The sequence below is a fragment of the Secundilactobacillus muriivasis genome (genome assembly GCF_054785195.1).
In genome coordinates this window covers 43,813-56,699 of record NZ_BAABMI010000038.1, presented here as the reverse complement: position 1 = coordinate 56,699, position 12,887 = coordinate 43,813, and the positions used below count along the sequence as shown (strand labels likewise).

Annotated in this window: 11 protein-coding genes; 6 read left to right on the top strand and 5 right to left on the bottom strand. The window is 49.0% G+C overall.

The window, feature by feature from the left end; all coding sequences use genetic code 11:
• The coding region (locus tag ACYVR3_RS10325) for an RNA-guided endonuclease InsQ/TnpB family protein (RefSeq protein ID WP_461244185.1) at window positions 1-342 on the top strand (342 nt) is incomplete at its 5' end.
• Window positions 343-915: 573 nt separating this feature from the next.
• Here the strand turns inward: ACYVR3_RS10325 and ACYVR3_RS10320 are convergent.
• The gene (locus ACYVR3_RS10320; protein ID WP_461244184.1) at window positions 916-2,304 is read right to left on the bottom strand and encodes an amino acid permease; all 1,389 of its coding nucleotides are present in this window, start codon (window positions 2,302-2,304) and stop codon (window positions 916-918) included.
• A gap of 469 nt (window positions 2,305-2,773) precedes the next feature.
• Here ACYVR3_RS10320 and ACYVR3_RS10315 point away from each other — a divergent pair, with 469 nt between their 5' ends.
• On the top strand, window positions 2,774-4,393 hold the full coding sequence (locus ACYVR3_RS10315; protein WP_461244183.1) for a peptide ABC transporter substrate-binding protein: 1,620 nt from the start codon (window positions 2,774-2,776) through the stop codon (window positions 4,391-4,393).
• Window positions 4,394-4,490: 97 nt separating this feature from the next.
• Here the strand turns inward: ACYVR3_RS10315 and ACYVR3_RS10310 are convergent, their stop codons facing one another.
• Window positions 4,491-4,847 (bottom strand): helix-turn-helix domain-containing protein, encoded by a 357-nt coding sequence (locus ACYVR3_RS10310; protein WP_461244182.1) that lies wholly within the window; start codon window positions 4,845-4,847, stop codon window positions 4,491-4,493.
• A 263-nt stretch (window positions 4,848-5,110) separates the two neighbouring features.
• On the opposite strand from ACYVR3_RS10310, the gene ACYVR3_RS10305 reads away from it, so the two are divergent.
• A complete protein-coding gene (locus ACYVR3_RS10305) occupies window positions 5,111-6,037 on the top strand; it encodes an EamA family transporter (RefSeq protein WP_461244181.1) in 927 nt (308 codons plus the stop codon).
• A gap of 106 nt (window positions 6,038-6,143) precedes the next feature.
• Here the strand turns inward: ACYVR3_RS10305 and ACYVR3_RS10300 are convergent, their stop codons facing one another.
• A complete protein-coding gene (locus tag ACYVR3_RS10300; RefSeq protein WP_461244180.1) occupies window positions 6,144-6,581 on the bottom strand; it encodes a hypothetical protein in 438 nt (145 codons plus the stop codon).
• A 131-nt stretch (window positions 6,582-6,712) separates the two neighbouring features.
• On the bottom strand, window positions 6,713-7,627 hold the full coding sequence (locus ACYVR3_RS10295) for a LysR family transcriptional regulator (RefSeq protein WP_461244187.1): 915 nt from the start codon (window positions 7,625-7,627) through the stop codon (window positions 6,713-6,715).
• A 192-nt stretch (window positions 7,628-7,819) separates the two neighbouring features.
• Here ACYVR3_RS10295 and ACYVR3_RS10290 point away from each other — a divergent pair, with 192 nt between their 5' ends.
• The 3 genes from ACYVR3_RS10290 (at window position 7,820) to ACYVR3_RS10280 (ending at window position 11,424) form a co-directional block, all read left to right on the top strand.
• Entirely contained in the window at window positions 7,820-9,295 is a 1,476-nt protein-coding gene (locus tag ACYVR3_RS10290) for an FAD-dependent oxidoreductase (RefSeq protein WP_461244179.1), read from the top strand.
• Complete coding sequence (locus ACYVR3_RS10285) at window positions 9,292-9,840, top strand: NADPH-dependent FMN reductase (protein WP_461244178.1); 549 nt, start codon at window positions 9,292-9,294, stop codon at window positions 9,838-9,840. Before ACYVR3_RS10290 ends, ACYVR3_RS10285 begins: the two co-directional genes overlap by 4 nt.
• 1,008 nt (window positions 9,841-10,848) lie before the next feature.
• Window positions 10,849-11,424, top strand: coding sequence for a helix-turn-helix transcriptional regulator (locus ACYVR3_RS10280; RefSeq protein WP_461244177.1), 576 nt, complete (start codon window positions 10,849-10,851; stop codon window positions 11,422-11,424).
• Window positions 11,425-11,496: 72 nt separating this feature from the next.
• On the opposite strand, the gene ACYVR3_RS10275 is transcribed toward ACYVR3_RS10280, so the two are convergent.
• Window positions 11,497-12,882: a uracil-xanthine permease family protein gene (locus ACYVR3_RS10275; protein ID WP_461244176.1), complete on the bottom strand. Its 1,386-nt coding sequence runs from the start codon at window positions 12,880-12,882 to the stop codon at window positions 11,497-11,499.
• Window positions 12,883-12,887: the final 5 nt, after the last annotated feature.

Here is a 12,887-nt window from a genome sequence, read left to right as displayed (position 1 = left end):
TCCACGGTACTGATCCAGAACCACGATTTGATCGTGTCCGAAGAACTACGCGGGAAGAATATGTTGAAAAATCATGCCCTGGCGATGAGTATCAGTGATGTGGGCTGGCGTACCTTCATTAGTCAGCTTGAGTATAAAGCTGACTTATATGGCCGAACCTATATCACGGTTAATCCGGCTTATACGACCAAACGTTGCCATTGCTGTCAGGCGATTAATCATCAAGTTAAACTAGGCCAAGAAGAATGGCGTTGTCCGAACTGTCATGTTTTTCATATTCGTGACCATAATGCCGCCATCAACATTAAAAATAAGGGATTAGCGTTGCTTCAAGAAGCTTAAGTTCCATGAATAATCCATCGGTGCCGTGGCAACTCCGGATTCCGACTCCAAATGGCTGGGGGTAACCCCGTAAATAGGTAATTAGCGTGTCAGACCAAAGTTGAACGATAACTGAGGCAGTGCTGTATCTAAGCAAGCGGAAACGGTTAGGTAGATTGATTATCGATCAGGAATGCTTCCGAAACGGTTAAACACGAAAGAAGATTGCTGCTCCATAACTACCGCTGTTTCAATCCACCTACTTTAGTGGGTGGTAGTTGAAAGCGTGAAACCCAAGTTTGGTAATGATTGCCACGATAGCGTTTGGAAGAGTAACGGTGGGCTAAATGATGGCTAAGGCGAGCGAAAATTAAGAAGCGCTGACGAAAATTAAGAAGCGCTGAATTAGTCTGGCGCTGAGCATATTTTTGAATGGCATATCACTTGGACACTAAAACTCAGGGAATCTAAGACAGCGTTGATGCTAAAATGACGCAAAAAAGAATTGTGGCTTTCCAAATCAGGAAGCGACAATTCTCATTAGTTTTTTCAAATATTAGTCATTTAATTATTTAACCATGAACAAGTTTCAACCTACCGCTCCGTCGACATTGTCGGCACCGTTGATTTCTCCCGTGATGCGAAGAACCCGAAGCCGGCACACCAGACGATACCTAAAACGGCAGGAACGAGGTTGCTGGCATCGAAGAAGAGGCTAAGATAGATGACGCCGAAGAAGACGATCAATAGCGGATCAAGGACCTTGTAGGCGGGCATCAGGAAGCCGTCTGGCATAAAGTCCGTTGATTGGCGGTAGCGATAGTGGGCAACGACTGTGAGGGCGTAAACAATGAGGTAGAGGTCGCTGGAGGCGGCTGTGATCAAACTGAAGGCATTTGACACCGCCGGCAACGCACTGATCACTGGGGCAAATAGGATCAAGACTGCTGAAATTAAGATGCCGTTGGCCGGAACACCGTGCGTTGAAATCGTTTTGAAATGGCGCATCAGTGGGCCGTGTGATTCAGTGGCCAGTTGATAGAAGTGACGTCCGGATGAGTAGATCATGCTATTCAGTGATGAAGCGGCAGAGGTTAAAACCACGAAGTTGATGACCGCGGCCGCTGCTTTTAGCCCAACTAACGCGAAAACTTGGACGAACGGACTTTGGTTCGTTGAGAGACTGTGCCAAGGATAAATCATCATAATGACGAGTAACGCACCAATGTAGAATAGTAAGATTCGGTAGATGATCTCGTTGATTGCTTTAGGTAAAACGTGTCGCGGATTCTTCGTTTCCGCCGTGGTGATGCCGATGAATTCCATGCCGAGAAACGCGAAGAACACCATTGGAAATGCGCCGATAAAGCTGTGAATACCATTTGGAAAGAGCGTGAAGCCGGTCGTCAGATTGCTCAAGCTGACCTGACCAGTCGGTGTTTTGAATTGAGAAAATACCATGAAGACGCCGGTGGCAATCATTGCCAGAATAGCTACGATTTTAATCATCGCAAACCAAAATTCAGCTTCACCGAAGAGTCGGACGGCAATCAAATTAACGCTGGTTAACACAGCTAGGAAGATGACTTGAATCACCCAACTAGCTGCATGGGGGAACCAAAACTGAACGTAAGTGGCAACGGCCGTTAACTCAGCCATGCCGACAAAGATTAACCCGATCCAGTAGGTCCAACCCGCAAAATAGCCGGTGCGTTGCCCCAAGTAACGACTAATAAACGCAATAAACGTATGTTGTGACGGGTCCTGGTAGAGCATTTCGCCAATACCGCGCATCATTAAGAAGAAAAAGAAGCCAATAATCAAATAGACCAAAATGATCGACGGCCCAGTTTTAGTAATTGACGTACTTGCCCCTAAGAAGAGACCAGTGCCAATCGTGCCACCAAGCGCAATCATTTGAACGTGTCGGTTAGATAAAGTCCGTTTCGTGCCATCAACATTTGTATCCGAATGTTTATCCATAGACTCACTCCTTTTAATTGAGTTTATTTAACCACTAAACGGTAAAATATTCAATAACTAAATTAAAAAATAATTAGAAAATTCGACAAAAACTTTGAGGCGAATTCACTACTATCCCTGTTAAATTAATGTTTCAGTGAGATTTAATTGTTAGCTAATTTAATTTTAATCGAATGGATAGTCATTTTATATATGAATAATTAGTTATATTGACGTGTGAGGTTCCGTTTCAATCTGGTTGAATCCGATAGTCCTTAAAACCGGTCACTTTACCTTGAAAGCTAATCATCGATTGAAAGCAGTCACGCCCCGTGGTCATGTCATGAGTGTTGTTCCACAGATGATTTCGACTTTAAACGGGTACCGTGATAAAAAATTTCAATCACGCGATAGAGATGATTGGCCAAATCTCGATGAGTTCGGTAAGATGAAGACAACGCAATGGTTAAACGAAAGTGGGGGAATCATTTTGAAACAATTTAGGGGCCTCATCGCTGGTACGGCGGTCTTAATCGCCGGACTGGTTTTAGCTGGCTGTGGAAAGAGCAGTACGCAGTCAAGTAAGCAAAGCATTTCACTGATGCAGACGTCCGACCTGACTAGTTTGGATAACACGAATCAGGCAACGATGCCGGAGTTCAACACGTTAACGAACATTTCGGAAGGGTTGTACCGCTTGAATGACAAGGATCAACCGGTGGCTGCTATGGCAACCCAAGTGGAAAAGCCAACGAATAACGGAACGAAGTACACCTTCCACATCCGTAAAACGGCCAAGTGGAGCAACGGTGACCCGGTAACGGCCGCCGACTTTGAATATTCTTGGAAACGGTCGCTCAATCCGGCCAACAATCCGGTGTACACCTATGTTTTTAGTGGTATCAAGAACGCCGATGCCATTATTGCCGGTAAGAAGTCTTACAAGACACTGGGCATCAAGGCAACGGCCAAGCGGACGCTGACGATCACGCTGGACCACCCGATGGCTTACTTCAACAAACTGGTCGCCATGCCAGTCTTCATGCCGCAGGACAAGACCTTCGTGCAAAAGGTTGGGGTTAAAAAATACGGGACCAACGCAGCCAACACCGTGTCTAACGGCGCCTTTAAGATCAGTGGCTGGACTGGGACTAACTCCAGTTACAAGTTGGTTAAAAACAACTACTACTGGGACAAAAAGGCGATTAAGCTGGATCAGATCAACTATCAAACGGTTAAGGACGCCAATACTGCGCATAACCTGTTCACTTCGGGTAAACTGGACGACGTCACGATTTCTGGGGTGACGGCGAAGAACCTTCAAGGCAACAAAAACTTGAAGCGGGTACCAAAGGCTTGGACCTACTACTTACAGTTGAACCAACGTAACGGCCAACCATTGGCGAACCAAAAGTTGCGTGAAGCACTCTCGTTGGTCATCAACAAGCGTCAGTTAGTGAACCAAGTCTTAGCGGATGGTTCTACCGCTGCCAGCAGTTTTGTCAGTCCGGGAACGGCAACTGATCCAACGACTGGCAAGGACTTCAGTGCCGAAACTAGTACCAGCACGGCGCGGAACGTGACGCGGGCTAAGCAACTGTGGGCGCAAGGGCTTAAAGAAGCCGGCATCAGCGGCACGGTCAAATTGTCAATTATTGGTGACGACCAAGACGTGACCCGAAACGTGGCTCAATTTGTTCAGAGTCAGGTCCAAGAAAACCTCAAGGGTGCCAAGGTCGATATCAACAACTTACCAGACAAGGGCTTCCAGGATCTTAAAACGACTGGGAAATTCGCGATGAGTCAGTGGTACTGGTTGGCGGACTTTGCGGATCCAATCAACTACTTGGGCATCTTAACGAGTGGCAATGCCATGAACCCGGGTCACTATAGTGATAAGGTTTACGACAACTACGTGGAAAAGGCCAAGTCGGCCACAACAACGGCGGCTTACTGGTCAAATCTGCGTCACGCGGAAGCGCGGTTGCAGTCACAGGCCGGGATCATTCCGTTGTACTACGTGAAGGAATCACACTTGGTTAACGACAAGCTAACTGGGGTCGCCTACCACATGGCGGGCTTTGCGGATTATACGCGGGCGTCGAAGTAACGCATTGTTAGCGTGAAAATTGAGAAATAAAAAGGTTAGTCCTGAATACCTCTTTTGAGATATTTAGCGACTAGCCTTTTTGAATTCTAAAATCAATTTATTTAAATGCCCGCACGATCTCCGGCACAAACCACGTCAGCCAACCACCAATTGCGAAAATCAACCACCAGTATTTGGCCGCAAACTCCCAGAAATTCATGTGGTGTTCTGGTATGGTAGGGGTAGTTGGTGCGGTAGTTACTGGCGATGCTGGTGCATCAACGCCCCTTACCAAACTATCCAAACTGACTTGGAACAGGTCGCTCATCTGAACGAGCCGTTCGACGTCTGGATAGGCGGTGCCCAGTTCCCACTTGGAGATCGCTTGACGACTAATATTGAGCTTATCAGCGAGAACGTCTTGCGTCCAAGCCAACTTTTCCCGTTCTGTTTTGATGCGTTGTCCTAGTAGCATCGTGTCGTCCTCCTATAAGTTGTTGTTATCTTTATTATCACGGACGGGTGGGGAAAATGCACGCGATTTGCTGATGCGTTTTTTGCCACCGACAGTTGCGCCGATAATCGGCGAGTTAACAACGTTTTAACGTGGTTGCGCAACTCAAAACAGCGCGAAATGGTGAGCCCGTGATAGAAATATTAGAAGGGGGTTTACTTTGGCGCCAAAACTTTCTAAACTGATACTCATGACATTTTAATTTAGAAAGTGAGGTGGCACGGATGACGGATAAAACAAAGGGCCTGTGGTTGGCGGTTTCAGGTTGTACTTGTTGGGGCATGTCGGGGGTCGCGGCGCAGTACCTATTCACAAAAACGACGGTCACACCGATGTGGTTAGTTGGCGTCCGACTCTTCATTGCGGGCGTCTTGCTGATTGTTTGGGGTCTGGTGACGTCGCCCAAGGAAGTTTTCGGTGTCTGGCGGCACTGGCAAGACGCCGTGATGATTGTAGTGTTCGCGTTTTGCGGCATGATTCCGTCCCAGTTTTCGTATTTTATGGCGATCAAATACGGCAATGCGCCAACTGCCACCATTCTGCAGTTCCTCGGACCACTCTTCATCATCGCTTACCTCGCCATTGCGCACTGGCGGCTGCCACGACGAATCGATGTGGTGTCGATGGCGATCGCCTTGTTCGGCACTTACCTGTTGGTGACCAAGGGCCAGTTTGACAGCCTAGAGCTAGCCCCGATTGCAGTTTTCTGGGGTGTGATGGCCGCGGTCGGTCAGGCGTTGTACACGTTGACACCGATTCGCTTACTGAAGCAGTTTGATGCTAAGCTAGTGACCGGTTGGGCGATGTTAGTTGGCAGTGTGGCGTTTACGCCCCACGTGGTGATCAGCCCAATGCCACATTTATCCGCGTTGGGCTGGGGTGCGGTGTTGTTTGTGGCAACGATTGGGACGATGCTGGCGTACATGCTTTACCTGCAGAGTCTCAAGTACATCTTGCCGGCAACAACGGGGATGTTGAGTTCATTCGAACCCCTCACCGCAACGGTGTTGTCGATCCTTATTCTACATACGGCGTTCGGCTTACCGGAGATGCTGGGTGGCTTATTTATTCTAGCCACCGCGTTTCTACAGGCGTGGGCGGTGCACCGGGTCCCAACGGTTAAAAAGAAGCGTCGTCCAAACCGCGTTTAGGTCCCGGAATATAAATAAAAGTGACGTTGTCCTTCGTTTATGGAAAGGCAACGTCACTTTTGTTTTACCTGGTTTGAACCCGATTTAGGCCAGATGATGAGGCTGCTTATTTAATCAGATGGGCAGTCTCAGTATGCTTAAAGCCGTGCTTTTGGTAATAGCTGTAGGGTGCCAGTTTCAGGTACTTCCCCTTACGGTAGATCATGTAGTTCTCAGTACCACCCAAGTACATGCCGGACTTGATACCGGTGCCCTTGAGGTGGTAGTACTTGCCACGCTTGACGTAGTAGGTGTTTTTAACCTTAACCTGAGGCATGCCGGAAGCTTGGTCAATTAGGTATTTGGAATTAATGGTAATGATTTCGCCGAACCCGAGGGCGGAATGTTTTGGCAGATTGTACTGAAACTTGCCGCGGAGTGCTTTGGGCGTACCCTTAGTAACGGCACTAGCGGTGGTGGGTTGCTGCGTCTCGATGACGGCTAGGCCACCAACGAGTGCGACTAGGACTAACGAACCAGACAGTAGGTGCTTTGCTTTAATCATGTAATTTTCCCCCAATGATCGTAATTGTTGTAACAACGACAGCTTTATTATAGCGCCGCCGACGGTTAAATACTGGTGTGAGGGTAGAGATGCCACGATAAAGGTGATGATAAACAAAACAGAGCCGGCAATTACCGGTGTATTGACTCGTCTTTTTCATTGCTCATAATCGCTAACAACCGCTTCAACATCGGGTTCGCATTTCCCGGGTTATGCAACGCGACGATCTGATAAGCCTGCGACACGTCACCCGCCATTGGTAAATACCGCACCTGACCATCAGCACTCTGTTGGTTGTCAGCCATTAACCCACTAGGATAAAACGCGAACGCTTGGTTCAACGCGACTAACATGTGCATCTGTTCCGCACTGCTGACCCGTTGAATCTGGTCGTAGTCGTGGAGAAAACTCATACTAGCGAGAAAGCTCTCCAGCAAAAAAGTGGAACTTTCGGGACTGTAGTAGAGAATCGGGCGTTCGGTCAGGTCTTCAGGCAGCAGTTCGGCCTTTTGACTGAGCGGGTTCAACGTGCTAACCCCCATCACCATGGTACTTTCGAACAGCGACTGTGAGACCAGCTCGGAGGTCGTTTCAACCGCGGATTTTCCGTAGCTGATGGACAACGCTAAGTCGAGGTTGCCATTGCGGACACTCTGGGTCAGGTGTTCGTTACTCCCTTCTGTGACGGTCAATGACAGATCTGGAACTTCCTTTAGTAGCGTAAACAGTGGTTGCTGCAGGAGTGGTTGCTCGAAAGCGGAAAAATAGCCCACTCGTAATGTATGCTGGGTATCGTTAAATTGTTGTAAATCTGTAAGCGCACTCACGTAATGATTCACAATGTCTTGCGCGGAAGACAGAAAGAGGTGTCCTTGGGGCGTAAGCGTAATTTTGTTTTTTCCTCGCCAAAACAACGTCACCCCAAGTTCGACCTCTAACTGGGTAATTTGTTTGGAAATGGCGCGTTGCGAAATGAATTCACGTTCAGCAACTTGCTTAAAACTGCCATACTGAGCAACTTTAAGAAACGTTTGGAGCCGGTTAATATCGATAAGAAGTCACCTACTTTAGTAGAACTAAAAGTTCGCCTGGGGAACAATTCGGCGGTTTAAGTCCGTCACCCGACTCGGTATGATTGAGGAGAAATCAAGTGAGTGACGATTACCATCCATTATACGGATGTGTTTTTTTAGCGTCAAATGCTCACTAATACACTTACCAATCAGGAGGACTCATCCATGTCATTTACCAAACAAGAACGCTATGATGTTGTCGTTGTCGGCACCGGTGCCGCCGGAACCAGTGCTGCGTTAGAAGCTGCCCAACACGGCGCTTCAGTGCTACTGTTGGAAAAGGGCCGTCACACAGGTGGTAGCAGTAACTACACCGAAGGCCTGTTTGCGGTTGATTCGTATTTGCAAAAGGAACAGGGCATCAAGGTTTCTGGGACCGATGTGTTGAAGGAAGAAGTCGAATACTCGAAGTACAAGGCCGATTCTCGCATCTGGCGCAACTACGTGGATGACAGTGCCAACACCGTCCAATGGTTAAAGGACCAAGGCGTTAAATACGAAGGCGTTCAAGCCATGGGTGCCGGTGAAGCCACTTGGCACATCTACGAAGGCATGGGCCAATCCGTGTTACACGATGCGCTCTTACCTCAAGCAGAAAAGTTAGGCGTTGAAGTCCGGACGTTGACGACCGCTATTGCGCTTCACCAGGATGCCGATGGTGCCATTAACGGTGTGACGATTCGCGATGAAGCCAGTCAAGAGACGCAAGACGTTGCTACGAGCGCAGTTGTGTTAGCTGCCGGTGGGTATTTGAACAACCCCGACATGATGGCTAAGTTGACCCAGTACGACACGTCACGGTTGATTCCAGTTAGTTCTGGTAAGGGAACCGGTGATGGCCTGCAATTAGGCTGGAAGGCCGGCGCAAAGCAGTACGGGACCGGGATGGCCATGCTGTTTGGTGGTTACTTGAAGGATCCAGACGAACCTTCATTTAAATTCATGGCCTCACAAATGAACACGGCTGCTGGCCAACAACCACTGCTGTGGGTCAACGAACACGGCGAACGGTTCGTGGATGAATCCGTTGTTTATAACTTCTCATACGCGGGTAACGCACTGTACACCCAAAACCAAGTTTACAGCATCTTGGACCAAGGCGTGATCGACAAGATGGCCAAAGACGGGAACTTCATGGGCTTGGGCGTTTACGTTAAGCGTGGCGAAAAGATGGACAAGTTACAAGCTGAAATCGATGGCGCTGTTGCAGCCAACAAGCCATTCATTTTCAAAGCTGATACCATCGAAGCATTAGCCGAAAAAATGAACGTGCCAGTTGACCAATTGACCAAGACCATCACGGACTACAACGACTATTGTGAAGCCGGCGATGACAAGGCATTTGGGAAAGACGCTGAATACTTGGTTAAGGTTGCAGAAGGCCCATTCTACGGCTTCAAGTTAAACGTTGGTGCGTTCTGCACTATGGGTGGCTTACAAGTTACGACCAGCAACGAAGTGTTAGCTGAAAACGGCTTGCCGGTGGCTGGCTTATACGCCGCTGGGAACGACGCTGCCGGCTTGACTGGTGACACTTACGGTCCTAACATGCCCGGCACTTGTGTGGGTTACGCCTTCTACTCAGGCCGCAACTCAGGTAAGCACGCAGCCGCCTACGCCAAAGCAGGGGTGACAGCATGAAGTTAATTGGATTAGTCGGGAACAATGCCAGTCAGTCCTATAACCGGATCTTGTTGCAGTACATGGCTCGCCATTTCGGCCCAGAAGTCGAAATTGAAGTTCGTGAAATACAGGACTTGCCACTATTCAATGAGGACATTCATGATGCGCCAGACAGTGTCATGGACTTGGCAGCCGCAATCGAAGCCGCGGATGGCGTCATCATTGCGACACCGGAATACGATCACTCGATTCCAGCTTGCTTGAAGAGCTGCATCGAATGGTTATCGTATGCTGCCCACCCGTTGACCGATAAGGCCGTGATGGTCATTGGCACTTCGCTGGGTCAACAGGGGACGTCGTTTGCACAAACCCAACTTCGCGAAATTTTGAACTCACCCGGCGTTAACGCGCGGGTGTTGTCCGGTCACCAGTTTATGCTGGGATTTGCCAAGAAGCAGTTTGACGAGGAACAAAACCTGACGGATGCCCGGACGGTGTCGTTTTTGGAACAGTGCTTTGACGCGTTCAAGGCGTTTGTCAACGCTGTGCCGGTAACTGAATAGGCTTGAATTGAAACACACTTGCTGATTGTTTAGTGAGTGTGTTTTTTGCTGTCGTTTGTGTCCAGCGTAAGCATGTTTAGCTTGTGAAATTCAGTGATTCTGGTTTTATATAGTGGGAGGGTGCCGCGGGAGGCTCCGGCGCTATGCGAGGCTGGAACGCAGTGGCGGGCCTACGAGCTAGGAACGGAAGAAGACCACTTCCGTGCCGGATCTCTCCGGACCCGCGTATGACTAAAGCAGTCGTAGCCCGAACCCCACGGACTACGACTGCTTTAGTCATACCGACACTGCTGAGCCTCGCGCGCCTCCGCCTCCCGCTACATAGTACGTTGTCGGTAACAAAACAGCTGACTGTCACATTCTGAAGTTGATGAAACTGCGCGATAGCAACGTTAGATGATAACTCAGCAACCGCAAGAAACGATTGTGGTCAATATTCGGCAACCACAATGAATCAATGATTGCGTGATACTAAATCTGTCAGTCGTGCATCATGTTTGCGTGGACTTATTACGTTCACCTCCAGACATCCATTGCGATTCTGAAGTGTTGATTGATGTTCAATTCTGTTGTTTGTTGAATCAACGATAGTCGTTGCAATACTGCCGTAAACCGTGCAGTTAAGCACTTGAGATGCTCTACAACAGTGGCGAATTGCGTCAATGTAAGATTCCGGTAAGCGGCTAGGTGGATGCTGTGTCGCGATAATTGGTGGTTGTTAATGATCTTTCAACAACCACCAATTATCGGGGACGAATTCAAGACTCGCACGGGTTTTGGCGAGGCTTGAATTCGAGGCCTGAGACCGCCCTTCGGCTCAGGCCGGCCCCACAGCAGGAACCTAGCTGCTTACCGGAATCGTAAGTCCACGCAAATCACCGCAATTCACAAACTGAACAGAAAAATGCTTACGCTGGACACAAGCATAAGTCATCGATGACCAAGAATTTTGACAGCAATCATCCCTCATACCTGTCATAATAAAGGCAACGAAGGGGAGTGAGCACCATGCGGTTAGGGAGCGTATTGGTTGAATACCGAAAGCAGGCCGGGTTGTCTCAGGAAGCGTTGGCGGAGAAGGTGTACGTGTCTCGGCAGACGATTTCCAACTGGGAAACGGGCAAGACGTATCCAGATGTGCAGAGTTTGGTGTTGTTGGCGACGATTTATCATACGACGGTGGATGTGTTGATCCATGATGATGTGGGAGAAATCCAACGCCGGGGCATGCAGCAGCGGACGCGTTGGTTGATGATTGGGGTTCTCGGCTGTATCGTGGCGACTTATTTAGCGTTTTTGAGTCAACGGTGGTTATCGCCGGTCATCAGTGCGCTGTTGATCGGGGCGTTCACAACGATTGGTATTGCGTTGATCGTGATAGGGAGCTTAACTGCCAAACGTCTCCAACTACACACGATGCGGCAGATTGCGGCTTATCTCAATAACGAGCCGGTGCAAGCGCACGACAAAGCTTCCCAAATTCGGGTTATTTCCCAGGCAATCTTGGGGGCCATTATCGGGTTAGCGCTAGGTGGCGGCTTGCTTTGGTGGTTGGCGACCACGTTTCTTGGGTGGTCATTCTAACAAAAATAACGACACGCAAAAAGGGTACCACCCGGTAATATTTCCCGGGTGATACCCTTTAAACTTTATCAATTAACGCCCAGTGACCTGAGCGGCAGTTTCAGAAGTTGACTCAGTTTTGGTTTCAGTTGCTTCAGCAGGCGCTTTGCTGCCCATGACTAAGTTCAAAATAATTGCGCTGATGGCTGCAATCGTAATTGGTGACCCCAACAGGTACTGAAGCATTTGTGGTGCTTCACTCACGACCTTGCTTGGAATCAAGACGAGAGCCATGGTCAACACGATTGGAATGCCGATCACGTAGATGGCACTTTCGCTGGTCTTCAAGTCACGGATCACGTTCAAGCCGTTTAACATGATGATGACGCAGATGATGGAGTAAACGCCACCGATAACGGGGGCAGGAACGGCTGCGAAGAAGGCCGATAACTTACCGCAGAAACCAAGGATCACGAACCAGATTCCGGCAGAAACGAAGACCCGCTTGCTGGCAACCCCAGTCACGGACACAACGCCGGCGTTGGTTGAGTAACCAGTCATTGGCGTTGCCCCTAATAGGGCTGAAATCAAACAGCTGAGGCCTTCACCAATGATGCCCATGTTCCACTGCTTTTTACTGATCTTTTCACCGGTAACGGCACTCATGGCGAACCAGGTCCCGGTGGTTTCAGTCGTTAAGACCAAGTAGATGACAACGAAGGTCAGAATAGCAGGAACGTTAAAGTTCAAGCCGTAATGCAGTGAGGTGAATTTAGGTAAACTGAACCAATGAGCTTGTTGCACCGTTGACCAGTCGAAGCGGCCCATAGCGGTCGCAACGGCTGAACCGACGATCAAGGCGATCACGATGGAGCTGACCTTGAGCGCTTTTTTCAGTTGTGGGACCCGGAGACTCAAAATAATGGCAATTAACATGACAACGCCGGTGGTCCCAGCAATAATAATGTTTTGGTTGACGTTACCGGTTGCTTCAAAAATGTTGTCGTTTAAAGCACCGGGCAAAAGTGATAGTCCCACGCAGGTGATGATCGTCCCACCAACGATGGCTGGCACGAGTTTGGAGATCACCTTTTGGAAGACGCCGGAAACCCCTAATGCAATCAGTAAGAACGAACCGACGACTAATGACCCTAATACCGTCGCCATACCGCCATGAGCCCCGCCATTTGCGAGGTAGATGCCGGCAACGGCGCCAACGGGAACGAAGGATGGTCCTTGTGAAACGGGCAGCTTCATGAAGAATCTGGTTTGTAAGATCGTTCCAATCCCACACGCGATAAAGGCGGCTTGTAAGAAGCCGGTCTTTTGCGCAGCGCCCATCGATAACAGTCCCGCCATGATGATCGGTGCGACGTAAACGTCCATCGCCAACACGTGTTGCAAGCCTAAAAAGCCGGATTGCACAACGGGTAACTTGTCTTCTGGTCCATACAGTAAGCCATTTTGTTTGCGGTTCATAATTT